This window comes from Catenulispora sp. MAP12-49, from assembly GCF_041262705.1.
Lineage (GTDB): Bacteria > Actinomycetota > Actinomycetes > Streptomycetales > Catenulisporaceae > Catenulispora.
Genome location: NZ_JBGCCP010000039.1, coordinates 26,987 through 51,802 on the forward strand (window position 1 = coordinate 26,987; position 24,816 = coordinate 51,802).

Below are 24,816 nucleotides of genomic sequence, written 5' to 3' on the forward strand. Positions count from 1 at the left end.
TGACCGACTGCCAGCCCGCTGTCCGCCGCCCGCTGCCCGCCCGCCCGGCTAGCCGGCCGGGTTGCGGACGGCCCCCTCACACCAGGTCGTGCTCGGCCAGGAACACTCCGAGCACGACCCGCACGGCCTCGGGCGTCTCGATGTAGGCCACATGGCTCGCCCCGGCGAACTCGTGCCCGCGCGCGTCCGGGATCCGGTCCAGGAACGGCTGCCGCGCGGCCGCGTCCAGCTCGTCGAACTCGCCGCCCAGAACCAGAGTCGGCGGGTCCATCCCGGGCAGCCGGTCGACCACGCTCCACCCGGCCAGCGTCCCGACCAGCTCGCCGTCCTCGCCGCTGCCCGCCATCGCGGCGTTCACCTCGGGGAACTCGGCCAGCTGCGCGAAGGTGCGTACCAGCGGTTCGGGCATCGGCACCCGGCACAGGTGGCGCGTGACGAACTCCGCCGGCGGCAGCCCCTGCTCGGCCAGCGCCGTGATCCGCCCCATGACCGAGGCCGTCATCAGCTCGCTGGAGGCCGCCGTGCTGAACAGGGTCAGCGAGGCGACGTGCGCCGGATGCTTGAGCGCGTACTCGGCGGCCAGGAATCCGCCCCAGGAATGGCCCAGCAGGTGGAACTCGTCCAGCCCCAGATGGCAGACCAGCGTCTCCAGCTCCTCCAGGTGCAGCTCCACGGTCCACTCCCGCGGCGCCCAGTCCGGCCGGCGGGTGGAGTTGCCGCAGCCGACCTGGTCGTAGAGCACGACCGGCCGCTCGGGCGAGAACAGGTCCGCCAGCGGCAGCAGCCCGTCGTGCACCGCACCGGGGCCGCCGTGCAGGATCACCAGGGGCAACGGACCGGCCACGGACAGATCGCCGAAAACGCGGTACCAGGTATGTCCGCCGCGGAAAGCCACGGTTCCCGCTCCGGTGACTTCGTTCTCAGATATGCCGACCATGCCGCTCATCATTTTGGTCATGCATTACGGGGTCAAGAGAAACCGGGAAGGTTGGGACGGGGAAAGCCGCCAGGCGCGCTATGCGCCGACGCCCGCGGCGGCGGATTCGCCGTTCGCTTCCGGTGTTTCCGAAGTGTCCGGGCCCTGCGGTGCTTCGGTCACCTGCGAACCTTCGGCTACCTGCGGACCTTCGGTCACCCGCGCCCTGCGCAGTGGCGACAGCGCGGCGACGACCCCGGAGCAGGCCATCCCCGCGACGCCGGCCCACAACGCCGGCCGGTATCCCAGATGCTGGGCCAGCAGCCCGCCGATCGGCGCGCCCCACGCCGCCGCGTCCCAGCCGCTGGGACATCCCGTTGCCGAGCACCGCGCCGACCCCGCCGGCGGCCAGCACCAGGCCCAGGCCGAACGCCGCCCGCGGGGACCCGGCGCCCAGATCGCGCAGCACGAACAGGGTGAAGACGGTCCCGATGATGCTCGCGAAGAAGAAGCGCGCGTGCAGCGTCAGCGCGTAGGCGCGCATCACCGGGTCGCGGTAGACGAAGCGCAGGCCTTCACGCACCTCCCGTTCGAGGTTCCGGGCCTGGGCCTGCGGCGCCGGTTCCGGGACCCGGAAAGGAAACCTATCGAATGGCGTCTATCGCCGGACCGCCCGCAGCACAACGAACTTCGGATTGCTGGCCATCACATCGCAATTGCCGAACAACCTCTTCAGTTTCGCGTGATAACCCAGATGCCGGTTCCCGACCACCCACATCTCCCCGCCGCGCCGCAACGCCGCCCGCGCCCCGGTGAACATCCGCCACGCGGTCGCGTCGGTCGTGGCCTGATGGCTGTGGAACGGCGGGTTGTTCAGCACCAGATCGATACTGCCCGGCTCGAAGCCCTCCATACCGTCTGCGGCAAGGAACTCCGCCTCCCGCGTACCGGGCGGGAACGCCGCGGCGAAGGTGGCGCGCGCCGAGGCCAGCGCCTGGTAGGACTCGTCGACGAACGTCACCGCGGCGCCGGGGTTGGCCAGCGCCGCGGCCAGCCCCACGATCCCGTTGCCGCAGCCCAGATCGACGACGCGCGCCGCGCCGGTGCCGGCTGGCAGCTGCGGGAGGAAGAAGCGGGTGCCGATGTCCAGATGGTCGGCGGAGAAGGTGCCGGCGTGGTTGACCACGGTGTGTCCGCTCGCGGCGCCGATACCATCAGGAAGCTGATGCGTCAGCGGCCACGGGTTCTCCGGGCGCGGCAGCTCCGGGTCCGGCTCGCAGAAGATCAACCGCGCCTTGCGCGCCGCCAGCGACGTCCGCGTCGGCCCGAGGACCCGCTCGAAGGCCTGGAGCGTCGAGGTGTGGATCTCGGTGACCATGCCGGTCCCGATGACGGTGGTCTCCGGCTTGATGAACGGCCGCAACCGCCAGAGCTGGTCCTCCAACAGCGCCAACGACTTCGGCACCCGCACCAGCAGCACGTCGATCGGCTCCAGCACTTCGTCGGCAGGTGCCGCCAGAGCTACACACGAGCGTTCTTTCCCGTTCCTGGCAAGGTTTTCGCTTGTGGCCCGCTGCCCGAGGTACGAATCAGAGATCTGCCTGACGCGCGTTCCGGACAGCGCCAGCGACGTGCTGATCGCACCCCACCGGTCGCCGAAGACCACGACGTGCCCGGACAAGCCCGACAGCCGCGGTCCCCCGCCGAGATGCCGCAGCAGGTACTCGTCGGCCGCGTCCCAGGCTCGCAGTTGGTCTCGCGGGTCCTGCGGGAACCGGGCCAGCTTCAACTCGCCGGGCAGCACCGGTACCGGCGCCGGCGTCGGCGCTCCGCTCGGCGTCACAGCCACTTCGCCCGCTTCAGCAGCGCGTACAGGATCACGCACGACGTCGCCATGACCCCCAGCACGACGTAGTACGAGTAGTGGTAGTGCAGCTCCGGCATGTCGTCGAAGTTCATCCCGTAGATCCCGGCGATCGCCGTGGGCACCGCCAGGATCGCCGCCCACGCCGAGATCCGCCGCATGTCGTCGTTCTGCTGCACCGACACCCGCGAGCGGTCCGCGTCCAGCATGTGGTCCAGAAGTTCGTTCCACTCCCGGGCGCCGTCGGTGGCGCGCAGCACGTGGTCGGCCACGTCCCGGAAGTAGGGCTGGGTCTCCTTCGCGATCCGCTCCTCGTCCCCGGCGACCAGCGCCTTGGTCGGCATCACCAGCGGCACCACGGCGCGCGCGAACACGATCGCGTTGCGCTTCAGGGCGTAGATCGGCCCGCCGTAGTCGCCGCGGCCGGGGGAGAAGACCTCGGTCTCCAGCTCGTCGATCGAGTCCTGCATCAGCTGCGCGTAGCCGGTGTAGGAGTCCACGATCGAGTCCGCGACCGCGTACAGGACCGCGCTGGGACCGTGCTGGAGCAGTTCGGGCTGGTCCTCGACCCGGTGCCGCACCCCGGACAGCGGGTTGGCCGCGCCGTGCCGGACGGTGACGACGAAGTTCTCGCCGAGGAACACCGAGATCTCGCCGAGCTGCAGCGGATGGTGCGGGTCGGCCTCCAGCAGGGTCTTGAACACCAGGAAGGTCGAGCCCTTGTAGTGCTCCAGCTTGGGGCGCTGGTGGGCGCTGACAGCGTCCTCCACGGCCAGCGGGTGCAATCCGAACTCGCGCGCCACCAGGTCCAGCTCGTCGGGCTCGGGCTCGAACAGTCCCAGCCACAGGAACGCCGCGGGGTCGCCGCAGGTGCGGGCCTGCTGGAGCGCGTCCGAGAAGTCCTCGGGCGCGCTCACGCGGCGGCCGTTCTGATAGGTCGCTGAGTCGACGATCATGCCGGCGATTATCCCGCAGGCCGCACGGCGCGGCCCAATCCCGATTTGATCCCTGCCCGGCCTCGGCCCCATCCCGATCCTCCGCCCGGACCGCGGTGGTCGTAGGGTGAGCCGTGTGACCCTGGTACTTCTGATCCGGCACGGCCGCACCACCGCCAACAGCTCCGGTGTGCTCGCCGGCTGGACCAAGGGTGTGCGCCTGGACGAGCGCGGCGAACAGCAGGCCGGTGAGCTGGCCAAACGGCTGGCCGAGGTGCCGCTGGCGGCCGTGGTGAGCTCCCCGTTGGAGCGCTGCCGGCAGACCGCCGACATCGTGCTGGCCGGCCGCGAGGGCGTGCCGGTGAGCCTGGACGAGCGGATCGGGGAGTGCCGCTACGGCGACTGGACCGGCCGGCCGCTGGCCGAGCTGGCCAAGGAACCGCTGTGGAAGGTGGTGCAGGGGCATCCCTCCGCCGCGCGCTTCCCCGGGCCCGAGGGCGAGTCGATGGCCGAGATGTCCGCGCGTGCGGTGGCCGCGGTGCGGGAATGGAACACCCTGATAGCCGCGGAACACGGACCGGAGGCGGTGTGGGCGCTGTTCTCGCACGGGGACGTCATCAAGGCCCTCGCCGCCGACGCCCTGGGCCTGCACCTGGACTCCTTCCAGCGCATCACCTGCGACCCGTGCTCGGTGACGGCCGTGCGCTACACCGAGATGCGGCCGTTCGTCGTGCGCCTGAACGACGTCGGCGGCGACCCGGCTCCGTACAAGCCGGCCCCGGAGCGTTCGCCATCAGCGGACGCGGACGCCGCAGTGGGCGGCGGCGCGGGCGCCGACAACGCCTGAACGCATAGGCTTGATTGCGGGGGCCCGGGAGAGGGCCTGAGCGCGAAGCTTGTAGGAGGAAAACGGTGTCACGGGAACTCTTCGTCTACGACCCTCCGGAGCGGTTCGTCGCCGGCACCGTCGGACTCCCCGGGCACCGGACCTTCTACCTGCAGGCGGCCGCAGGCGGCCGGATCACCTCGGTGGCGCTGGAGAAGGAACAGGTCGAGGCGCTGGCCGAGCGCCTGGACGACCTGCTCGACGAGGTCGTGCGCCGCTCCGGCGGGGCCGCGCCGGTCCCGGCGATCGCCCCGCTGGAACTGGCCGACGACAAGCCCCTGGAGCAGCCGGTCTTCGAGGAGTTCCGGGTCGCGGCCCTGGCCCTGGCCTGGGACGGGGAGACCCAGCGGGTGGTCATCGAGGCCATGGCGCCGATGGAGGGCGAGGGCGAGCCGCCGCTGGGCGACATGGAGGCCGACGGCCCGCCGACCCTGGTCGTGCGCCTGACCGGCGCCCAGGCCCGGGCCTTCACCTCCCGGGCCAAGGCCGTGGTGTCGGCCGGGCGCCCGCCGTGCCCGTTCTGCTCGCTGCCGCTGGACCCCGAGGGCCACGTCTGCCCGCGCGCCAACGGCTACCGGCGGCGCGCCGCTTGAGCACCCCCGAAGCGGACGCCGCGACCGAGCCGGCCCTGGATCCGGCCGGGATCCGGCAGGTTCTCACCGCGGGCGAGCTGACCATCACCGGCCGGCTCACCAACGCCTCCAACGCCACGCTGTACGGCACGGTCGCCCTGGACGGCGTGACGCTGAACTGCGTCCACAAGCCGGTGGCCGGCGAGCGCCCGCTCTGGGACTTCCCCAACGGCACCCTGGCCGCCCGCGAGGTCGCCGCCTACGAGCTGTCGCAGGCCACCGGCTGGCGCATCGTCCCGCCGACGGTGATGCGCGAGGGGCCCTGGGGCCCGGGCATGTGCCAGCTGTGGATCGACACCCCCGACGGGGACGAGCACGACCTGCTGGCCCTGCTGCCGGAGGACTTCGACGAGGACCCGGCCGACCAGGCCGCGGCCCAGTGGCGCCCGGTGCTGTCGGTGGAATTGGGCGACGGCCGCCCCGCCGTGCTGGCGCACAAGGCCGACGAGCGGCTGCGCCGTATCGCCGCCTTCGACGCGGTGGTCAACAACGCCGACCGCAAGGGCGGGCACCTGCTGGTCGGCACCTCCGAGCCGGACCACGTCTACGGCATCGACCACGGCCTGACCTTCAACGTCGACGACAAACTGCGCACCCTGCTGTGGGGCTTCAGCACCGAGCCGCTGGGACCGGAGGTCCGCGAGGTGCTGGAGCGCCTGGACCACGACATCTCCTCCGGCGAGCTCGGCGGCCGGCTGGCCGCCCTGCTGGACCCCGAGGAGGTCGCCGCGACCCGGGAGCGGATCAGGGAGCTGCTGGACACCGACCGGATACCCGGGCCCGAGGGCCGGCGGCGGCCGGTGCCCTGGCCGCCGTTCTGAGGCCGTTGCCGAGGCCTTGCCTGATCTTGCCGAGATCTTGCCGAGGTCTTGCCGAGGTCTTCGCCCGAGCCGCTTTTCACCCGAGCCGCTTTTCGCCGGCGGGGACTAGCATGCTCGGTTACTTGATCGCATGCGCAAAGGGGAGGTTCCGGTGGAACAGAGTCCGGAATTGCTGGCGGCGCATCAGGCGCGCCGCGCGGCCGTCGATCCGTTGCTGGCCGTCTCGCAGCCGCTGCCCGGTCCCCGGCCCGCGGACACCGAACTGAGCTGCCCCGGCGGCGCGGCGCTGGTGCGGAACATGCCCGCCGATCCGGATTCCTGGGGCTACACCTTCTTCGCCGCCCACGAGAGCAAGCTCGTGCCGAAGGTCGACGGGCCCAAGGCGTTCGCCGCCCTGCTGGATCTGTGGGCCGCGCAGCCGGAGTTCCGGCCGGGCTCGGACAGCATCGCCACGGTCACCTGGCCCTCGCGCGACGCCGAGGTGGTGCGGGCGCTGGTCGAGCGGGGATTCGTGCAGCAGTCGATATTCGCCGTGCGCCTGGCCGGCCGATCCAGCGCGGTGCGCACCGACCCGGGCCTGGTGATACGCCGGGCCTCGCCCTCGGCTTCGGACGCCGAGGCGGTCGGGCGTCTGTGGATGGAGCAACTGCGCTGGGACGCGCAGTTCGGCTACGCCGCGATCCGTCCCTCCACCCGGGCCGGCCTGGCCGGCGAGGTCGCCGAGGCCGTGGGCGGGGTGAAGAAGTGCGCGTGGCTCGCTGAACGCAACGGCGTGGCGGTCGGGCTGGTCGTGGCGCAGCCGCCGCGATACGCGGGATGGGCCGCAGGCCAGATCCGCGTCGCGCCCGCGGCCTACCTGAACTGCGGAGCCGTCACGGCCAGGGAGCGCGGCAGTGGCGTCGGCCGCGCGCTCATGGACCGCGTCCACGCCGAACTCGACGCCGCGGGTCTGGGCGCGATGCTGCTGCACTACACGGCCGTGAACCCGTTGTCGGGGCCGTTCTGGAGCCGCTGCGGATACCGGCCGCTGCTCACTGCTTGGACGCGCGGGACCGTCGGCTGAGACGTTCCGGACCGTCGGCTGAGACGTGCGGTGTCCGCGGGCCGGGCCGCCGCCACCGCCGGAACAAACCCCGCCCTCCACTCCGTTGCCCCTGATGCCCCAGGCAGCGGCTGCGCGCCGCCTTCCGCACCCACCACCGGCACCGTCCGGGCCGATCCCGATAGGATCATCCGCATGCACGCATGGCCCGCTCCCGAGGTTCCCGAACTGCCCGGTCACGGCTCTGCCGTGCGTCTCCACGACACTGCGGCGCGAGGCCTGGTCCCCACGCCGGAGGCGGCCCCCGGAGAAGCGGCCCGCATCTACGTGTGCGGCATCACGCCCTATGACGCGACCCACATGGGGCACGCCAACACCTACCTGACGTTCGACCTGATCCAGCGCGCGTGGCTGGACGCCGGGCACCCGGTGTCCTACGTGCAGAACGTCACCGACGTCGACGACCCGCTGCTGGAGCGCGCGGCGGCCACCGGCCGGGACTGGGAGGCGCTGGCCGAGTCCGAGACCGCTCTGTTCCGCGAGGACATGACCGCCCTGCGCATCCTGCCCCCGCAGCACTACGTCGGCGCCGTGGAGTCCATCCCGCTGGTGGTGGACCTGGTGGTGAAGCTGCTGGAGCGCGGCGCGGCCTACGACGTGGACGGGGACATCTACTTCTCGGTCCACGCCGACCCCGCCTTCGGCTCGGTGGCGCACCTGGACGCCCCGGAGATGCTCACCACCTTCGGCGAGCGCGGCGGCGACCCGGGCCGCCCCGGCAAGAAGGACCCCCTGGACTGCCTGCTGTGGCAGGCCGAACGCGAGGGCGAGCCCTCCTGGGAGCCCGGCGAGGCGGCGCGCGCCGCGGGCCTGAAGCCGGGCCGCCCCGGCTGGCACATCGAGTGCGCCGCGATCGCCCTGGAGCACCTGGGCATGGGCATCGACCTGCAGGGCGGCGGCAGCGACCTGGCCTTCCCGCACCACGAGATGGGCGCCTCCGAGGCGCAGGTGGTGACCGGCGAGCGGCCGTACGCGCACAGCTACGTCCACTCCGGCATGGTCGGCCTGGACGGCGAGAAGATGTCCAAGTCCAAGGGCAACCTGGTCCTGGTCTCCAAGCTCCGGCACGCCGGCGTGGACCCGATGGCGATCCGCCTGGCCCTGCTGGCGCACCACTACCGCACCGACTGGGAGTGGACCGACGCCGACCTGGCCGGCGCCGAGACCCGCCTGGCCCGCTGGCGCGCGGCGGTGTCCCGGCCCGACGGTGTCCCGGCCGACGACGTGCTCGCCGCGGTGCGCGAGCGGATCGCCGACGACCTCGACGCGCCCGGCGCGCTGGCGGTCATCGACGCCTGGGTGGCGCGGCAGGAGGCTGCGGACGCCGACGCCGACGCCGACGCCGACACCGACGCCGACGCCGACACCGACGCCGACGCCGACACCGACGCCTCGGCCGGGCGGAACACGGCGGCGCCGGGGCAGATCAGCCGGATCACCGATTCGCTGCTGGGTGTGGCGCTGTAAGGGTTTCGCCCCGCTGAGCCCGCAGCCGAAAGCGCTCTTTGTTTCCCGCCGGATCACGCGATCCGGCGGGAAAACCTATATCAGGCCTCAGCAGGGCCTCAGCAGGCCTCGCGCATCGGACTTCAGGCCTGCGCGATGTCGCGCCGGCTCCGGATTGGGCTGCCGAGCACCACGATCGGCACCGCGAGCGTGGCCGCCGCGGCCCACCACAGCGCCGCGCGCGGCCCGTACCAGGTCGCGACCGCGCCGGCGGCCAGAGCCCCGACCGGGATCACGCCCCAGGAGACCACCCGGACCGTGGCCATCACCCGGGGCAGCAACGCGGTCGGGGTCGCGGTCTGCCGGTAGGTGCGCGCCACGATGCTCGCCACCACCACGGTCGCCGCGAAGGCGGCGTTGCCCAGCGCGAACACCCCGGCGAGCGGCCCGTGCCCGGCCAGCGGCATCAGCGCGAAGCCGAAGGGCAGCGCGAGCGAGGCGACCAGCATCGCGCGACCGGTACCGATCCGGCGCGTCAGCCGCGGCGTGAGCGAGGCGCCGACCAGGCTTCCCAGGCCCTCGGCCGCCATCATCGCGCCCACCCACGCGGCGCCGAGTCCCAGGGTGCGCACCAGGAACAGCGGCGTGAGCGCCATCTGCGCGCCGCAGACGAAGTTCATCGACGTCGCGATCCACAGGTTCGCCCGCTGCACCGGCTCGTGGATCAGGTAGTGCCAGCCCTCGCGGATCGAGGCCCGGATACTGGTTCTCGCGCCCGGCGCGGCGGCCCGCGGCGGCCTCGGCACGTTCCGGAGCAAGAACGCTGATATCAGATAGCTGATGACGTCGACCACGATGGCCGCCGCCGCCCCGACCGCCTGCACCAGCGCCCCGCCGAGCGAGGGCCCGGCCAGGTTGGTCACCGCCTCGGCCCCCGACGTGAGGCTGTTGCGCGCGGTCAGCTCCTGTCGGCCGACCAGGAACGGCAGCATCGTGGAGTTCCCGACGTCGAACACCACCGACGCCACCCCGACCACCAGCGCGACCACCACCAACTGCGCCACCGTCACGGTCGCGAACCACCACGCCAGCGGCACCGACGCCAACGCCGCGGCGCGCAGCAGATCCATCGCGATCTGCGTCTCCCGCAACGGCAGCCGCCCGACGACCACCCCCGCCGGCAGCCCCACGATCGCCCACGCCGCGTAGCCCGCGGCCGTGACCGCGCCGACCTCGAAGCTCGTGGCGTGCGCCGCCGCCAGCGCGGTGAGGGGGAGGGCGACGGTGGTCACGGCGGTGCCGACGCGGCTGACGGTGGATCCGGCGAAGTAGCGCCAGAACCATGAGGCGGGCGCGGCCGTCTGCGCTGACTGCGCTGACTGTGTCGCCGATGTCGCCGATGCCGTCGGTGTCGCCGATGTTGCCGGTGTAGCTGGTGTTGCCGGTGTTGCCTGTTCTGTCGGTGGCCGCGCCTCGCGTTCGGGTGTCGTGGCGGTGCTCAAGAGTGTCCCCTCCCGGTGTCGGTTCCCCGTCGGTTCCCATCATGGACCGAGTCAGTTCCCATTGTGAACCGACTATACTGGCGCGGTGAAGTACACCCGCATCGCGGACACCGACTGCTCCATCGCGCAGGCGCTCGACGTCGTCGGCGACTGGTGGACCCTGCTCGTCGTGCGCGACGTGGCCGGCGGAATCACCCGCTTCTCGGATCTGGCCGCCGAGCTGGGCGTCAGCCGCAAGGTGCTGACCGAACGGCTGGCGATGCTGGTCGAGCGCGGGGTGCTGGAGCGGCGTCAGTACTCTGATCGTCCGCCGCGCTCGGAGTACCACCTCACCGAGGCCGGGCGCGGCCTGCTGCCGGTCCTGGTCGCGCTGCAGAACTGGGGCGCCCAGCACGTCATGGGCGACGGCACCCTCACCGCCACCTCCGAGCCCGCCTCGGCCGAGGCCCGCCGGGTGCACGCCCTGGTCGGCACCGGCGTCCCGGCCCTGCGGCTGCCCGGCGCCGACGGCCGCGCGGCCGACCCGGTGTCCGCCGACGCCAAATGGACCGTCCTGTACACCTTCCCGGGCTCCCCGGCCGTCGAGCCCGGCCTGGCCCCCGGCTGGTCCGAGGTGCCCGGCGGCCCCGGCTGCACCCTGGAGGCGCGCACCTTCCGCGACCGGCTGCCCGAGTTCGCCGCGGTCGACGCCGCCGTGGTCGGCGTCTGCACGCAGCGCCCGGAGCAGCTGGCCGACTTCGCCGCCCTGGAGAACCTGCCGTTCCCGCTGTTGTCCGACCAGGCGCTGCAGCTCACCGCCGCGCTGCGGATGCCCTCGTTCCGGGCCGCCGGCGCCGACCGGCTCAAGCGGGCGACGCTGATCGTGGACTCCGCGCGCACCATCCGGGGCGTGCTCTATCCGGTGCCGGATCCGGCGGCTTCGGTCGACGAGGCGCTGCGCATCGTTTCAGGGCTCTGATGGCTGTCGCCGCGCAACGGAAACGCCGCGGCCGGCCCGCGAAAGCGAGCCGGCCACAGCGTTTTTCGTCTTGGTTCGACCTCTAGCCCTCCTCCGAGGACCCCCGCCGCCGCTCCTGGCGCCGCAGGTACCGCTCGAATTCGCGGGCGATCGCCTCGCCGCTGGCCTCGGGCAGGTCGGCGGCGTCCTCGTTGTCGCGCTGTTCCTCCAGCGTGCGCACGTATTCGCCGACCTCGGCGTCGTTCTCGGCCAGCTCGTCCACGCCGGCCTCCCAGGACTGCGCCTCCTCGGCCAGGCGCTTGGTCGGGACCGACAGGTCCAGCACGTCCTCCAGGCGCCGCAGCAGGGCCAGCGTCGCCTTCGGCACCGGCGGGTGCGCCACGTAGTGCGGCACCGCGGCCCAGAACGACATCAGCGGGATGCCCGCGTGATGGCAGGCCTCCTGGAACACCCCGGTGATGCCCACCGGGCCCTCGTACGTCGGCGGCTCCACGTCGAACAGCGCCTGGTAGGCCTCGTCGGAACTGGTGCCGGTGACCGGTGTGGCGCGGGTGTGCGGCACGTCGGCCAGGTAGGCGCCCAGCGTGATGATCTGCCCGACGCCCAGGTCCCGCGCCAGCCCCAGGATCTCCTCGCAGAACGAGCGCCAGCGCATGTTCGGCTCCACACCGTGCACCAGCACCAGATCCCGCGGCTCCTCGTGCGCGTCCCCGGGCAGCAGCCGCGCCGGCGCGCGCACGATCGAGAACCGCGTGGTCGGCCAGATGACCTGCCGCCGGTCCTCCACCGAGGCCACCATCGGCCGGTGGACCTGGTAGTCGTAGTAGTCCTCGCCGTCCAGCGCCGCGAACACCCGCCCGCCCCCGGCATACGCCTCGGCCAGGTGCTTCACCGCGTTGGAGGCCGCCTCCCCGGCGTCGTTCCACCCCTCGAAGGCCGCCACCATCACCGGGTCGGCCAGTTCCGGGATCCCGTCCAGCTCGATCATCGACCTGGCCTTTCGCCTCGTGCGAACGTGTCCTTCGAGCCGTCCGGGCTCCGCGTCGTGTCCGGGTTGAGGATTTCTGTGGTCAGCATGGTCGCCCCCTCGAGCCGTCGTCGCACCGCTTCGCGGTTGGGCCGCAGGTGGTCTTCCAGTAGGCAGTGCACGTCTCAAGCCTACTGGGCCTGGAGTTTACGAGGCCGACTGCGGCAAGGGGAGGGTGGGGAGAACAGGTCTGGACGGGCCGTCGCCGCCACCGTCGCCGCCCTGTATAAACAGTAGCCTGACGTTCTTCAGCCAGGAGGCAACCCCGATGAGCGACCTGGGCACCGGTCCGCGCGCCAAGATCGACACCACCGTGCCGCACTCGGCCCGGATCTGGAACCAGCTGCTCGGCGGCAAGGACAACTACCCCGTCGACCGCCAGGCGGCCGAGAAGATCCTCGAGGTCTTCCCGGGCATGGCCGACATCGCCCGCCAGTCCCGGCACATGCTCACCCGCGTCGTCCGGCACCTCGCCGGCGAAGGGGGCATCCGCCAGTTCCTGGACATCGGGACCGGGCTGCCCACGGTCGACAACACCCACGAGGTCGCACAGCGCCTGGCGCCCACCTCCCGCATCGTCTACGTGGACAACGACCCGCTGGTCCTGGTCCACGCCGAGGCCCTCCTGGTGGGCACTCCCGAGGGCGCCACCACCTACATCGAAGCCGACGTGCGCGATCCCGATGCCATCCTGCGCCAGGCCGCCGAAACCCTGGACTTCACCCAGCCCATAGCCCTCATGCTGATGGGCATCATGGGCCTGGTCCGCGACGAGCAGGACCCGCGATCCGTCGTGCGACAGCTGGTGGCGGCCCTGCCCTCGGGCAGCTATCTGGCACTGTACGACGGCAGCGACACCGACCCGGCCTACGTCGAGGCCATCCAAGGCTTCAACAAGGCCAGCGGCGCCGTTCCCTACACCCCCCGCAGCCCACAGCAGATCGCTTCCTTCTTCGAGGGCCTGCAGCTCATCGAGCCCGGCGTCGTATCGGTATCGCAGTGGCGCCCCGAACCGAACCCCTGGGGCATGCCCGCCGAGGTCGCCTGTGCTGGCGGTGTCGCCCGCAAGGCTTGAGGTGATGCGCGAATTCAAGCGCCACTGACTTGTGTGTGGGTCGGTGTGGGGTGGCGTGGGCGGGTTGGTGCGGTCGGCTGGTGGGTTTTAGGGGCTTTTTACGGCTTCGCGCATAGTTTGCGGGATCCGTTGGTGGCGCGGGTCGGGGTGGTGGGTCGTGTCGCGGGGCGGCGGTGGTGTGGGCAGGTGGCCGGCTCTACTGCGACAGTCAAGGGCAACTGCGACAGTCAAGGGCAACTGCGACAGTCAAGGGCAACTGCGAAAGTCAAGGGCAAGAGCGATAAGCCAGGTCAAGGTCAAGAGCGCCTCCGGCGGCGCCTACGCGGCGAGCGGCGCTCTCTCCGGGGATGGGGGGTCGCGCTGCCCGGCGGCGGTTGTTGCTTGTGGTCGCCTCTGTCCCGGATTCCCCGCCGCTTCGTCGACCGGAGGTAACCATCCTGTCCTGGCGGTATCAAGCCGGATCACACGCTGCTGGCCACCGGTTTCGTCCGGCTGGACACCGCCAGGACAGGCTGGTTGTGCAAGCACCGCCGAAGCGACGGGGAATCCGGGACAACCCCCGCCTGTGGGAAGGGTTCCCGCACCTCACGCACGCACCGCCCGGCCGCCGCTGTGCCTCGCCGAGTGGGCCCCGTCCACACCACAGACCGCCACCCACGCGGGGTCTGTTGATCCCTCAGAGCCGAGGCCGCACGCCGCGCAGGCGCCGCCGGAGGCGCTCTTGACTGTCGCCTGTGACCGTGACTGTGGTCTTAGACCCGACCACCTGCCCACACCACCGCCGCCCCACGACACCAGCACCGCCAACCCGCGCCACCAACGGATCCCGTAAACCATGCGCGAAGCCGTAAAAAGCTCCTAAAAACGCCGCCCCGGCTCAGCGAGGGCCCGCCGCGCCCTGCTCGATCCGCGCCTGCACCCCGTCCAGGAAGATGTCGAGGACGGACTCGAACACCGCGCCGTCGTCGCGGTTGAGCTCGGCCAGCCGTGGGACGCTCTGCCGCAGGAGTGGGAACTCCTCCTCCGGCAGCATCGCGTAGGTCACCGCCCATGCCCGCGTGTCCTGCTCCTGGACTTCGGTCGGCAGTAGGTTCCAGGCCGCGGTGCACTGCGTCATCGACAGGGTCATGTCGAGGAGGCCGCGGTAGACCTCGGCGGCGGCGATGACGGGGAGTCCCGCCTTGTGCAGGACCGTGATGATGCGCTCGACGCTGGTGGTCTCCGCCGGGGTGGCGGCGGTGCGGGTCGCGGCCAGGACGGCGATGGCCGGGCGTTCCAGGTAGACCGTGCGGACCGAGAGGGCGACCAGGCGTAGCCAGGCGCGCCAGTCGACTGTTTCCGGGTCGGTGTCCTGGATGCGGCGGACCGATTCCTCGACCATGCGGTCGGTCAGGGCCAGGACCAGTTCGTCCTTGTCGCGGAAGTGGCGGTAGACGGCGGTGGGGTCGGCGCCGAGTTCCTTGCCCAGGCGGCTGAAGGTCAGTGCGGAGCCGCCTTCGGTGGAGCCGATGTTCAGGGCGGCTTCGATGATCGCCTCGCGGGTCAGGGCGGCGCGGCGCCGGCGGGTGCCACCGGGGCCCGGGGCAACGGCTTCGGGCGGGGCGGGGCGGGCCTTCAAGGAGTCCTCCGGTGGTGCGGCGGCAGGTGGCGCGACGATGACATCGTATCCGCACCGGCGCTGTCAATGCCATTGACAGGAGCGTTGTCATGGGGTTTTCTGCTCCACACACCGGCGGTGTCCGCTCTTCCCGGGCGCCGCTGCTCCACCCGCTCTTCGCAAGGAGTTCACGTGTCCTCCTCCGAATCGCCCGCCGATCTCGTCTTCCTCGGCGGCCCGGTCTTCACCGTCGACGCGGCCCGGTCCTGGGCCACGGCGGTCGCGGTGCGGGGCGGCCGAATCGTCGCGGTGGGCCGCGACCGGGACGTCAAGGCCCTGATCGGGGCCCGGACCGAGGTCGTCGACCTGGCCGGGAAGCTGCTGCTGCCCGGGTTCCAGGACGCGCACGTCCACCCGGTGTTCGGCGGCACCACCATGCGCCAGTGCGACCTGCACGCCCTGGAATCCGCCCCGGAGTACGTCGCGGCCGTCGCCGAGCACGCCCGCAGCCACCCCGAGCCCCGATGGATCACCGGCGGCGGCTGGAGCATGGAGGCCTTCCCCGGCGGCGCCCCGACCAGAGACCTGCTGGACGCCGTCGTCCCGGACCGCCCGGTCGCCCTGCCGAACCGCGACGGCCACGGCATGTGGGTCAACAGCCGGGCGCTGCTCGAAGCCGGGATCACCCGCGACACCCCGGACCCGTTCGACGGCCGCATCGAGCGCGACGAGCACGGCGAGCCCACCGGCATGCTCCAGGAGGGCGCCGCCGGCCTGGTGCACGCGGTGATCCCGGCGCCCAGCGCGGCGGAACTGGCCGACGGGCTCCTGGCCGGGCAGGCGTATCTGCACTCGTTCGGCATCACGGCGTGGCAGGACGCGTGGGTCGGCTCCATGCTCGGCGGCGGCGACAACTTCGCGACCTACCTCGACGCCGCCGCCTCCGGCGCCCTGACCGCGCGGGTCTCGGCGGCGCTGTGGTGGGAGCGCGAAGCCGGTCTGGAGCAGCTGGAGCTGTTCCGGCAGCGCCGCGCCGAGGCCGAAGCGGTCGGCGGCCGGCTCCGCGCCGCGAGCATCAAGATCATGCTGGACGGTGTCGCCGAGAACCACACCGCCGCCCTGCTCGACCCCTACCTGGACGGCTGCGGCTGCGCGACCGACAACCGCGGCCTGACCTTCGTCGACCCCGACAAGCTCGGGCTCTACGTCACCGAGCTGGACGCCGCCGGCTTCCAGGTCCACTTCCACGCCCTCGGGGACCGCGCCGTCCGCCTGGGACTGGACGCCATCGAGCAGGCCCGCCGCGCCAACGGCCCCGGCGGCCGCCACCACCTGGCGCACCTGCAGGTCGTCCACCCCGAGGACATCAAGCGCTTCCGGCAGCTCCGCGCCACCGCGAACATCCAGCCGCTGTGGGCCGCGCACGAACCGCAGATGGACGAGCTCACCATCCCGTTCCTGGGCGAGCAGCGTTCTGCCTGGCAGTACCCGTTCGGTTCGCTCAGCCGCGCCGGCGCGACCATCGCCGCGGGCTCGGACTGGTCGGTGTCCTCCCCGAACCCGATGCTCGGCATCCACGTCGCCGTGAACCGCGTCGAGCCGGGCCTGTCCGCCGAGCAGTCCGCCGCCGCGAAGGTCTTCTACCCCTCCGAACGGCTCGAGCTCGGCCAGGCGATCGCCGCCTACACCGCCGGCACCGCCTACGTGAACCACCTGGACGCCGTCGCCGGCTCCATCGAGGTCGGCAAGTACGCCGACCTGGTGGTCCTGGACCGCGACCCCTTCGACGGCCCGGCCCACGAGATCGGCGACGCCGCCGTCCTGCACACCTTCGTGGAAGGCGCCCTGGTCCACACGGCCGAGTGAGCAAGCGAGGTTCCCTCTAGGAGAAAGGACTGCTTCACCCATGAACCGCACCGCATCGATGAACCGCATATTCCGCGCGGGCGCCCCGGCGGTCGCCGCGAGCCTGCTGCTGGCCGGCTGTTCGGGCTCGAACTCCGGCTCCGGCTCCGGCTCGGCGAACATCTCCCACCCCAGCGCCAACATCCAGGCCGCGCAGTTCACCACCGACCCGGCCAAGGGCCCGCTGGACTCGATCACCTGGTCCGGCGACTACCGCCCGCCGTACTCGCTGGACCCGCTGAAGACCGCCGACTTCCCCGAGGAGACCATCCTCAGCAACGTCTGCGAGCCCCTGCTGCGCACCGGCCCGGACTACAAGCTGAACCCGGGAATCGCCGCCTCCTACAAGCAGACCGACGGCACCCACCTGGTCTTCGAACTCGACCCGCGCGCCCACTTCAGCGACGGCAAGCCGGTCACCGCCGACGACGTGGTCTTCAGCCTCAAGCGCAACCTGGACCCGAGTCAGGCCTCGAACTACGCCGACGGCTACAAGTACGTCTCCGACATCTCCGCGACCGGCGCCTCCGAGATCACCATCACCTTCAACCAGCCCAACTACATATTCCTCAACGAGATGGGCGACCTCGGCGCCGCGATCGTGGAGAAGGCCGCCACCCTGAAGCAGGGCCAGAACTTCGGGGCCCCCGGATCGCCGGTCGTGTGCTCCGGGCCGTACACCGTCGACTCCTTCGACGGCACCAACACCCTGGTCCTGAAGAAGGACCCTAACTACTGGGACCCCGCGCACGCCGCGAAGACCGCGAAGATCACCTTCAAGTGGTACCAGGACCCCAAGGCCCTGGCCACCGCCCTGGACACCGGCGACCTGTCCGGCGGCTTCGACCTGCCGCCCTCGACGATCCCCACCCTGCAGCACTCCGCCGGCGGCAAACTGTGGATCGGCGGCGAGGGCTCGACGACGATGAACGTCGACCTGCTGATCTCCAGCCTGACCGGCGGACTGGCCGACGCCCGCACCCGCCAGGCCCTGTCCCTGGCGATCGACCGCGCCGGCATCGCCAAGACCATCTACTCCGGCGCCGCCGACCCGCTGTACTCCGTGGTCGGCCCCGGCTACTGGCAGACCGCGCCGGATGCCGTGAAGAGCGTCTACCAGAGCGCCTACGACAAGCTGAAGGCGACTCCCGACCTGACCAAGGCCGCCGGCCTGGTGAACGCCGCCGGGGCCAAGGGCAAGACCGTCAAGATCGCCTACACCGCCGACGGCAGCACCTTCAGCCAGATGGCCCAGGTGATCCAGCAGGCCGGCAAGGCCATCGGCCTGGACCTGCAGATCGTCGGCCTGCCGCCGCAGCAGTACGGCAACCTGTTCACCGACCCCAAGGCGCGCGCCGACTACGACGGCTTCCTGACCCTGAACTACCTGGAGTTCCCCGAGCCGCAGGCGATGTTCGCCAGCTACGCGGCCAAGGACGGCCTGCAGGACTTCAGCGGCTACACCAATCCCGCCGTCGAGGCCGCGCTGCTCAAGGCCCAGGGCGAGGCCGACCCCGCGGCGCGCGCCGCGGACGTGGTCACCGCGCAGGACCAGATCTCCCAGGACCTGCCGTGGATCCCGATCGTCGCGCCGCGCACCCTGATGTTCCAGAACAAGGGGGTGACCGGGGCCCCGCTGACGTTCTCCTTCATGTCCTCGGCGTGGGCCGCGGGGGTCGGCGCGCCGTGAGCGCCCGGTACCTCCTGCTGCGCCTGGGCGGGCTGGTGACGACGCTGCTGCTGTCCAGCATGCTGATCTTCTCCAGCCTGTACCTGGCGCCCGGCAGCCCGGAGAACGTGATCTTCGGGAACCGCAACCCGACGCCGGCCGCGCGCGCCGCCGTCCGGCACCAGCTGCACCTGGACCGGCCGCTGCCGGTCCGCTACTGGGACTGGCTGACCGGCGTGCTGCACGGCGACTTCGGCCGCTCGATGGTCACCGACCAGGCCGTCTCCTCGCGGGTGGGCGCGGGCCTGGCCACCACCTTGGAGCTGGTGGGCATCGCGGCGGTGCTGATCTCGGTGCTGGGCCTGGCCCTGGGGATCGCCGCGGCCCTGCGGCCCGGTCTGGTGGACGCCGCGGTGAACGTGTTCACCTCGGTCTCGGTCGCCGTGCCGCCGTTCGTCGCGGCCTCCATCCTGGTCTCGATCTTCTCGATCAAGCTGGGCTGGTTCCCGGCCACCGGACTGCCCGACGGGCCCGGCGGCCACATCAAGGGCCTGATTCTGCCGGGCTTCTCCCTCGCGCTCATCTCCTGCGGCTTCCTGGCCCGGGTCACCCGCAACGCGATGCGCGAGCAGCTGGCGAAGGAACACGTGCAGACCGCGATCGCGCGCGGGCTGCCGCGCCGCGTCGTCATCCGGCGGCACGCGCTGCGCAACGCCCTGCCGCCGATCATCACCGTGATCGGCCTGCAGATCGCCGGCCTGTTCGCGGCGACCCTGATCGTCGAGACCGCCTTCGGGATCCCCGGCATCGGCAGGCTCACCATCCAGTCGGTGTCCCAGAAGGACTTCCCGGTCGTGCAGGCCGTGGCACTGCTGCTGGTCGCGGCGTTCGTGGTGGCCAACGCGGCCACCGACCTGCTCCAGGCCGCGGTCGACCCGCGGCTGCGCTCCACCGGGAGGACCGTGTGACCGACGTGCTCACCACCCCCGCCCCCGACATGGCGCCGGCGAGCCGGCCCGCTTCCGGCCGCACCGGCGGATGGCGGCACCGTATTGCCTCGGCCTACGGATTCCTCGGGCTGTCCGGGACGATCGCCGCCGCGCTTCTGGTCCTGATGCTCCTCATGGCGCTCGGCGCCGGGCTGCTCGCCCCCGACGACCCGAACAACGCCAGCCTGCTGGACGCGTATCAGGGCCCTTCCTCAACGCACCTGCTCGGCACCGATGCCATCGGCCGCGACGTCCTGTCCCGTCTGATCTACGGCTCCCGGACCTCGTTGCTGGGCCCGGCGCTGGTCGTCGCCTGCTCGACGGCGGTCGGCGTCCCGCTGGCCCTGCTGGGCGCCTGGTACGGCGGGCTCGCCGACGCCGGCACGGCCCGGATCCTGGACCTGGTCTACGCACTGCCCGGCCTGCTGTTGGCGGTCATCACCGCGGCGCTGTTCGGACCGGGCCTGACCCCGGCGGTGATCGCGCTGTCGATCTCCTACGTGCCGTTCCTGTCCCGCGTGGTGCGCGCGGCGGCCCGGCAGCAGCGGGTGAGCCCGTACGTGGACGCCCTGAGCGTGCAGGGCTTCGGCGCGCTGCGGATCTGCCTGCGCCACATCCTGCGCAACATCGCGCCGCTGGTCCTGGGCCAGTCGGCGATCGCCTTCGGCTACGCGCTGCTGGACCTGGCCGGTCTGTCCTACCTCGGGCTGGCCGTCCAGGCGCCGACCGCCGACTGGGGCGTCATGGTCAGCGACCAGGACTCGATGCTGCGCGGGTTCATGCTGCCGGTGATCATGCCCGGGGTGCTCGTCGTGGCCTGCGTCATGGCGCTGACGGTGCTCGGCGCGCGCATCTCCGGGGAGCGGCCGGAGCGGCACCCGATATGGAACAGGAGGGGCAGGCATGCTGGAGCTTGAGGACGTCGACGTCGCGCTGCGGGTCCAGGGCCGGATGCGGCAGGTGCTCAGCAAGCTGTCGCTGTCGGTCGGCGCCGGCGAGGCGGTGGGCCTGGTCGGCGAGTCCGGCTCGGGCAAGTCGATGACGACCCGCGCGGTCACCCGGCTGCTGCCGGCCGGCGCGCGGGTGTCGGGGCGGATCCGCTTCGACGGCCGCGACGTGAACGCCATGGACGCCGCGGCGCTGCGCGCCTACCGGGACCGCGAGGTCGGCATGGTCTTCCAGGACCCCCGCGCGCACATCAACCCCACCCACCGGATCGGCTCGTTCCTCACCGAGGCGCTGACGGTCAACCGCGGCATGTCCCGCGCGGCGGCCTGGAAGCGCGCGGCGGAGCTGCTGGACGCCGTCGGCATCGACGACGCCGAGCGCAGACTCCGGCAGTACCCGCACGAGGTCTCCGGCGGCATGCTCCAGCGGGTGATGATCGCCTCGGTCCTGGCCGCCGAGCCCCGGCTGATCCTGGCCGACGAGCCGACCACCGCCCTGGACGTCACCATCCAGGCCGAGGTGGTCGCGATCCTGGACCGGCTCCGGCGCGAGAACGGCATCGGCATGCTGTTCATCACCCACGACCTGGACCTGGCGCTGGCCGTCTGCGACCGGGTCGCGGTGATGTACGCCGGATCGGTGGTCGAGATCCGGCCGGCCGCGAACCTGCACCAGAGCGCGCGCCACCCCTACACGACCGGCCTGCTGGGCTCCCGGCCCTCGATCGACACCCGGGCCGAACGCCTGGTCGCGATCCCCGGCCGGCCGGTCTCGGCGTTCGAGGCGCCGGCCGACGGCTGCGCCTTCGCCACCCGCTGCGCGCACGTGCGGCCCGGGTGCCTGGAGCGGCGCCCGGACCTCGAGCCGTTCAGCGGGGGACTGGTGCGGTGCCACCGGATCGGCGAGTTGGGCGGCCCCGCCGCGGAAAGGAACCACCCATGAGCAGCCCGGCCGTGTCCGTCGATGCCCTGACCAAGGTCTTCCGGGTCGCCGATGCCGCAGGACGGCGCACGGAGTTCACCGCCGTGTCGGACGTGTCCTTCGCCGTCGAGGCCGGCGGCGCGCTCGGCATCGTCGGGGAATCCGGCTCCGGCAAGACCACCGTGGCCCGGATGCTGGTCGGTCTGGAGCACGCCACCTCCGGCGCGATGACCGTGCTGGGCCACGACCGCTCGCGCCCGGCCCGCAAGGCCACCGAGCGCCGGCGCCGGGCCCGCCAGCTGCAGATCGTGTTCCAGGACCCGTACACCTCCCTGGACCCCAGCCAGACCATCCGCTCGGCCGTCGAGGAGGTCCTGCACGCGCACAGCGGCCTGGCCGGCGCGGCCCGCGCGGCCCGGCTGGCGGAGCTGATCGACCAGGTCGGCCTGGACACCCGCCAGGCCGACGCCAGACCGCGCGAGCTGTCCGGCGGCCAGCGCCAGCGCGCCGCCATCGCCCGGGCCCTGGCCGCCGAGCCCGAGGCGCTGATCCTGGACGAGGCGGTCTCGGCCCTGGACGTGTCCATCCAGGCCCAGATCCTCAACCTGCTGGCGGACATCCGGGCCGCCACCGGCATCGCGTACATCCTCATCAGCCACGACCTGGCGGTGGTGCGGCAGCTGTGCGACACCGTCGTCGTCATGCGCAAGGGACAGGTGATCGAGCGGGGCGAGTGCGCGGCCGTCCTGGACCACCCGGAGCAGGAGTACACCAGGGCCCTGCGGGCCTCGGTGCCGGTGGCGGGTTGGAAGCCGGGCGATGGGGCGTGATCGGCGACCGCGTTACGCCATCGCGGTGAACATCGAGGTCAGCACGGCAGTTCCGGCCCGGGAAGGCGGTAGGCGGCACCGGATACTGAGCCATGCCCTGTAGAAAACCCCGTAGCAGAACCGCGCTGCTCTGCACCGCTTTGCTGCTCTCGACGCCGTTCCTGGCGGCGACCGACGCCCACGCCGCCTCCGGCCCGCACCGGGGGCGCTCCGAGTGCGTCACGTCCCCGTCTTCCTCCGACAGCCGGGCGCGTGCCGTCCGGGACGCCGTCACCCGCGTCCGTACCCAGCTGAAGCTGCGGGCGGTCCAGGTGCGGGTGACGCAGAACGGCCGCGACGTGTGGACCGGCGCGCTCGGACCGTCCATGACCGGCGTGCCGGCCCGTCCCGACATGCGCTTCCGCGCCGGCTCGATCGGCATCGCCTTCATGAACGTGGTCCTGCTGCAGCTGGCCGACGAGCACCGGATCAGCCTGGACGACCCGATCTCGCGCTGGCTGCCCGAGGTGCCGCACGCCGACCAGATCACGCTCCGGATGCTCGGCGACTCCACGAGCGGCATCAAGGACTACGTCAAGGAGAGCTCGTTCGTCACCGAGCTGCTGGCGCACCCGTTCAAGCACTGGACGCCGCAGGAGCTGCTCGCCATCGCGGACCCGGCCGTCCAGCTCTACCCGCCGGGCAAGAACTTCAGCTACTCGCACGCCAACTACGTGCTCCTCGGCGCCGCGCTGGAGCGGATCACCCACACCCGGCTCGACCAGCTGCTGGAGCAGCGCATCTCCCGTCCCTACGGACTGCGCGCGACATCGAACGGATACACCCCCGACATCCCCGCCCCGGTGCTGCACGCCTTCACCTCGGCCCGCGGCCCGTATGAGGAGTCGACCTTCTGGAACCCGTCGTGGACCACCGCCCCCGGCGCCGTCATCACCATGGACATCTGCGACCTGGCCGGCTCCGCTGCCGCCATCGGCTCCGGCAAGACCCTCAGCCGCCAGGGACACCAGACGCTCCTGAACGGCGGCACGGTCGGACTCGGCACGCCCCAGCCGTACACGCAGGGCGGCGACTGCCCGGTCACGATCTGCATCCCGCAGACGCAGGCCGCGCACTACGGGATGGGGGTGATCGTCGTCAACGGCTGGATCTTCCAGAACCCCTCCTTCACCGGTTACGCCGCGCTGATGGCGTACCTGCCCTCCGAGCACCTGGCGATCGCCGTGTCCACGACCGAGTCGCCCGAGACCTCGCCGGACATCCTGAACCCGGGCAAGGACGTCGCGCAGGCGATCTCCCAGGCGCTGGTGCCGAGCCACCCGCTGACGTTCGGCCCCTTCTAGATGCGGTAACAAGGTGGGGTGACGCGCGTCCCGGATTTCGAGCTGACACTGGACGACCTCAGAGCGGTCACGGCCTTCACCGTGGCCTGCGCCGAGCAAGTCATCGAGCTCTTCGAGCAGGCCCGGCCCGAGGACACCCGGCCCCGTGATGCGTTGGACGCCGCGACGGCCTTCGTGCACGGGGGTGGCCGGTCCAATGCGCAGCGGGTCACGGCGCTCGCTGCGCATCGGGCGGCCAAGGAGGTCGAGCCGCCCGCGGCCCACGCGGCCATGGCCGCCGGGGACGCGGCGGCCTCGGCCTACCTGCATCCGCTGGCGGACGCCGCGCAGGTTGGCCACATCCTGCGCGGGCCGGCGTACTGCGTTCTCGCGCTGCGCCACCGCCCGGTGGAGCCCCTGACGCATCCGGACGCTGTGGCCGTCGTGCTCCAGCACGTCAGCCCCGAGGTCGTCCGAGTGCTGCGACGCTACCCCCGTGTTCAGGCGGGCCGACAGGAAGTCGTCTCGGTCATGGCCGAACTGGATGCGGGGCTGCGAGAGGACCCGGTCCGATGACTCGACCGGCGCTCGCCGCCGGGCCTCGCCACTCCGTCGGTGTGTGCGGTGACGGGTCGGTCCTGGCGGCGGGTGTTCCGCAGGCCCCTGAGTGCCGCGTCGAAGCGTGGCGCGACATCGTCGCCGTGGCCGCGGGCAATGTGCACACGGCCACGAACACCGGTCGCTCGCACACCGTCGGGCTGCACGCGGACGGCACCGTCGTCGCCGTCGGCTGGAACTGGGACGGCCAGTGCGACGTCGCCGACTGGACCGGTGTCGTCGGCATCGCGGCCGGCTGGCGGCGCACGTTGGCAGTCCTCGCGGACGGCACGGTCCGTGCGGCGGGCCGCACCAAGGAAGGCGCCTGCGACGTCGGCGCCTGGAGCGAGATCGTCGCCGCCGGCGCCGGGGACTGGCATTCGGTCGGCGTGCGCGCGGACGGCACGGCCATCGCGGCCGGGAACAACCGCAGGGGACAGTGCGCCGTCGCCGAATGGCGCGGCCTGCGCTCCGTCTCGGCGGGCTACCTGCACACCGCGGCCCTCACCGAGGACGGACGGGTGCTCGCCATTGGCGCCGCGTCGTCCGGGACCGGGGAAGTGTCCGGGTGGCGCGATGTGGTCGCCGTGTCCGCCGGGAGCTACCACACGGTCGCCGTGGACACACAGGGCCGTGTCTTCGCCGCCGGCGACAACAGCCGCGGGCAGTGCGATGTCGGGTCCTGGCGCGATGTCGTAGCCGTCGCCGCCGGTTCTGTGCACACCCTCGGGGTGCGAGCGGACGGGGTCGTCCTGGCTGCCGGCGGCAACGACTACGGCCAGTGCGACGTCACGCAATGGCGTTTGTGAGCGCTTGCCCTCGTTCCTCCGAATGGAGCAGCCGGCACCCTGGCCGGCCGCCGTCCCCCGGGTGC

23 protein-coding genes are annotated in these 24,816 nt (G+C 72.0%); 16 read left to right on the top strand and 7 right to left on the bottom strand.

What is annotated here, in order from left to right; translation table 11 throughout:
- Positions 1-76: 76 nt before the first annotated feature.
- The 4 genes from ABIA35_RS41360 to ABIA35_RS41375 all read right to left on the bottom strand — a co-directional run bounded on the left by ABIA35_RS41360 (position 77) and on the right by ABIA35_RS41375 (position 3,736).
- On the bottom strand, positions 77-937 hold the full coding sequence (locus ABIA35_RS41360; RefSeq protein WP_370361562.1) for an alpha/beta fold hydrolase: 861 nt from the start codon (positions 935-937) through the stop codon (positions 77-79).
- Positions 921-1,499, bottom strand: a complete 579-nt coding sequence (locus tag ABIA35_RS41365) for a hypothetical protein (RefSeq protein ID WP_370361563.1) — start codon at positions 1,497-1,499, stop codon at positions 921-923. Before ABIA35_RS41365 ends, ABIA35_RS41360 begins: the two co-directional genes overlap by 17 nt.
- Before the next feature lie 75 nt (positions 1,500-1,574).
- Positions 1,575-2,759: a methyltransferase gene (locus tag ABIA35_RS41370; RefSeq protein WP_370361611.1), complete on the bottom strand. Its 1,185-nt coding sequence runs from the start codon at positions 2,757-2,759 to the stop codon at positions 1,575-1,577.
- On the bottom strand, positions 2,756-3,736 hold the full coding sequence (locus ABIA35_RS41375) for a magnesium and cobalt transport protein CorA (RefSeq protein WP_370347281.1): 981 nt from the start codon (positions 3,734-3,736) through the stop codon (positions 2,756-2,758). The genes ABIA35_RS41370 and ABIA35_RS41375 overlap by 4 nt, the downstream gene beginning before the upstream one ends.
- A gap of 115 nt (positions 3,737-3,851) precedes the next feature.
- Here ABIA35_RS41375 and ABIA35_RS41380 point away from each other — a divergent pair, with 115 nt between their 5' ends.
- The 5 genes from ABIA35_RS41380 (at position 3,852) to mshC (ending at position 8,623) form a co-directional block, all read left to right on the top strand.
- On the top strand, positions 3,852-4,562 hold the full coding sequence (locus ABIA35_RS41380; protein WP_370347283.1) for a histidine phosphatase family protein: 711 nt from the start codon (positions 3,852-3,854) through the stop codon (positions 4,560-4,562).
- Positions 4,563-4,627: 65 nt separating this feature from the next.
- A complete protein-coding gene (locus ABIA35_RS41385) occupies positions 4,628-5,194 on the top strand; it encodes a DUF3090 domain-containing protein (RefSeq protein ID WP_370347285.1) in 567 nt (188 codons plus the stop codon).
- The gene (locus tag ABIA35_RS41390) at positions 5,191-6,054 is read left to right on the top strand and encodes an SCO1664 family protein (RefSeq protein ID WP_370347287.1); all 864 of its coding nucleotides are present in this window, start codon (positions 5,191-5,193) and stop codon (positions 6,052-6,054) included. The genes ABIA35_RS41385 and ABIA35_RS41390 overlap by 4 nt, the downstream gene beginning before the upstream one ends.
- Positions 6,055-6,205: 151 nt before the next feature.
- On the top strand, positions 6,206-7,117 hold the full coding sequence (locus ABIA35_RS41395; RefSeq protein ID WP_370347289.1) for a GNAT family N-acetyltransferase: 912 nt from the start codon (positions 6,206-6,208) through the stop codon (positions 7,115-7,117).
- 174 nt (positions 7,118-7,291) lie between these two features.
- Positions 7,292-8,623 (top strand): cysteine--1-D-myo-inosityl 2-amino-2-deoxy-alpha-D-glucopyranoside ligase, encoded by a 1,332-nt coding sequence (gene mshC, locus ABIA35_RS41400; protein WP_370361565.1) that lies wholly within the window; start codon positions 7,292-7,294, stop codon positions 8,621-8,623.
- A 122-nt stretch (positions 8,624-8,745) separates the two neighbouring features.
- Here the strand turns inward: mshC and ABIA35_RS41405 are convergent, their stop codons facing one another.
- Entirely contained in the window at positions 8,746-10,104 is a 1,359-nt protein-coding gene (locus tag ABIA35_RS41405; protein ID WP_370361567.1) for an MFS transporter, read from the bottom strand.
- Between the two features lie 85 nt (positions 10,105-10,189).
- Between ABIA35_RS41405 and ABIA35_RS41410 the strand changes: the two genes are divergently transcribed.
- Entirely contained in the window at positions 10,190-11,062 is an 873-nt protein-coding gene (locus tag ABIA35_RS41410; RefSeq protein ID WP_370347293.1) for a winged helix-turn-helix transcriptional regulator, read from the top strand.
- Positions 11,063-11,144: 82 nt separating this feature from the next.
- Here the strand turns inward: ABIA35_RS41410 and ABIA35_RS41415 are convergent, their stop codons facing one another.
- Entirely contained in the window at positions 11,145-12,050 is a 906-nt protein-coding gene (locus tag ABIA35_RS41415; RefSeq protein ID WP_370347295.1) for a PAC2 family protein, read from the bottom strand.
- Positions 12,051-12,357: 307 nt separating this feature from the next.
- Between ABIA35_RS41415 and ABIA35_RS41420 the strand changes: the two genes are divergently transcribed.
- The gene (locus tag ABIA35_RS41420; RefSeq protein ID WP_370361569.1) at positions 12,358-13,164 is read left to right on the top strand and encodes an SAM-dependent methyltransferase; all 807 of its coding nucleotides are present in this window, start codon (positions 12,358-12,360) and stop codon (positions 13,162-13,164) included.
- Positions 13,165-14,041: 877 nt separating this feature from the next.
- On the opposite strand, the gene ABIA35_RS41425 is transcribed toward ABIA35_RS41420, so the two are convergent.
- Positions 14,042-14,782 (bottom strand): TetR/AcrR family transcriptional regulator, encoded by a 741-nt coding sequence (locus ABIA35_RS41425; protein ID WP_370361570.1) that lies wholly within the window; start codon positions 14,780-14,782, stop codon positions 14,042-14,044.
- A 171-nt stretch (positions 14,783-14,953) separates the two neighbouring features.
- Here ABIA35_RS41425 and ABIA35_RS41430 point away from each other — a divergent pair, with 171 nt between their 5' ends.
- The 9 genes from ABIA35_RS41430 (at position 14,954) to ABIA35_RS41470 (ending at position 24,751) form a co-directional block, all read left to right on the top strand.
- Positions 14,954-16,627, top strand: a complete 1,674-nt coding sequence (locus ABIA35_RS41430; RefSeq protein ID WP_370361571.1) for an amidohydrolase — start codon at positions 14,954-14,956, stop codon at positions 16,625-16,627.
- Positions 16,628-16,667: 40 nt separating this feature from the next.
- Positions 16,668-18,356 carry an ABC transporter substrate-binding protein gene (locus ABIA35_RS41435; RefSeq protein ID WP_370361572.1) on the top strand — a complete coding sequence of 563 codons (1,689 nt, stop codon included), beginning with the start codon at positions 16,668-16,670 and terminating at the stop codon, positions 18,354-18,356.
- A complete protein-coding gene (locus tag ABIA35_RS41440) occupies positions 18,353-19,303 on the top strand; it encodes an ABC transporter permease (RefSeq protein WP_370346979.1) in 951 nt (316 codons plus the stop codon). Before ABIA35_RS41435 ends, ABIA35_RS41440 begins: the two co-directional genes overlap by 4 nt.
- Positions 19,300-20,241 (top strand): ABC transporter permease, encoded by a 942-nt coding sequence (locus tag ABIA35_RS41445; protein ID WP_370346977.1) that lies wholly within the window; start codon positions 19,300-19,302, stop codon positions 20,239-20,241. The genes ABIA35_RS41440 and ABIA35_RS41445 overlap by 4 nt, the downstream gene beginning before the upstream one ends.
- Positions 20,228-21,214: an ABC transporter ATP-binding protein gene (locus ABIA35_RS41450; RefSeq protein WP_370346975.1), complete on the top strand. Its 987-nt coding sequence runs from the start codon at positions 20,228-20,230 to the stop codon at positions 21,212-21,214. The genes ABIA35_RS41445 and ABIA35_RS41450 overlap by 14 nt, the downstream gene beginning before the upstream one ends.
- Positions 21,211-22,023 carry an ABC transporter ATP-binding protein gene (locus tag ABIA35_RS41455; RefSeq protein ID WP_370346973.1) on the top strand — a complete coding sequence of 271 codons (813 nt, stop codon included), beginning with the start codon at positions 21,211-21,213 and terminating at the stop codon, positions 22,021-22,023. The genes ABIA35_RS41450 and ABIA35_RS41455 overlap by 4 nt, the downstream gene beginning before the upstream one ends.
- Positions 22,024-22,115: 92 nt before the next feature.
- Entirely contained in the window at positions 22,116-23,366 is a 1,251-nt protein-coding gene (locus tag ABIA35_RS41460; RefSeq protein ID WP_370361574.1) for a serine hydrolase domain-containing protein, read from the top strand.
- 18 nt (positions 23,367-23,384) lie between these two features.
- The gene (locus tag ABIA35_RS41465) at positions 23,385-23,921 is read left to right on the top strand and encodes a putative immunity protein (protein WP_370346968.1); all 537 of its coding nucleotides are present in this window, start codon (positions 23,385-23,387) and stop codon (positions 23,919-23,921) included.
- Positions 23,918-24,751 carry an RCC1 domain-containing protein gene (locus ABIA35_RS41470; RefSeq protein WP_370361575.1) on the top strand — a complete coding sequence of 278 codons (834 nt, stop codon included), beginning with the start codon at positions 23,918-23,920 and terminating at the stop codon, positions 24,749-24,751. The genes ABIA35_RS41465 and ABIA35_RS41470 overlap by 4 nt, the downstream gene beginning before the upstream one ends.
- The last annotated feature ends 65 nt before the right edge of the window (positions 24,752-24,816 follow it).

What these genes read in the sequence shown, in the direction of transcription:
- ABIA35_RS41360 (WP_370361562.1), bottom strand. Translation starts at nt 937, where the DNA reads ATGGTCGGCATATCTGAGAACGAAGTCACCGGAGCGGGAACCGTGGCT.
- ABIA35_RS41375 (WP_370347281.1), bottom strand. Translation starts at nt 3,736, where the DNA reads ATGATCGTCGACTCAGCGACCTATCAGAACGGCCGCCGCGTGAGCGCG.
- mshC (WP_370361565.1), top strand. Translation starts at nt 7,292, where the DNA reads ATGCACGCATGGCCCGCTCCCGAGGTTCCCGAACTGCCCGGTCACGGC.
- ABIA35_RS41415 (WP_370347295.1), bottom strand. Translation starts at nt 12,050, where the DNA reads ATGATCGAGCTGGACGGGATCCCGGAACTGGCCGACCCGGTGATGGTG.
- ABIA35_RS41420 (WP_370361569.1), top strand. Translation starts at nt 12,358, where the DNA reads ATGAGCGACCTGGGCACCGGTCCGCGCGCCAAGATCGACACCACCGTG.
- ABIA35_RS41435 (WP_370361572.1), top strand. Translation starts at nt 16,668, where the DNA reads ATGAACCGCACCGCATCGATGAACCGCATATTCCGCGCGGGCGCCCCG.
- ABIA35_RS41450 (WP_370346975.1), top strand. Translation starts at nt 20,228, where the DNA reads ATGCTGGAGCTTGAGGACGTCGACGTCGCGCTGCGGGTCCAGGGCCGG.
- ABIA35_RS41455 (WP_370346973.1), top strand. Translation starts at nt 21,211, where the DNA reads ATGAGCAGCCCGGCCGTGTCCGTCGATGCCCTGACCAAGGTCTTCCGG.
- ABIA35_RS41460 (WP_370361574.1), top strand. Translation starts at nt 22,116, where the DNA reads ATGCCCTGTAGAAAACCCCGTAGCAGAACCGCGCTGCTCTGCACCGCT.
- ABIA35_RS41470 (WP_370361575.1), top strand. Translation starts at nt 23,918, where the DNA reads ATGACTCGACCGGCGCTCGCCGCCGGGCCTCGCCACTCCGTCGGTGTG.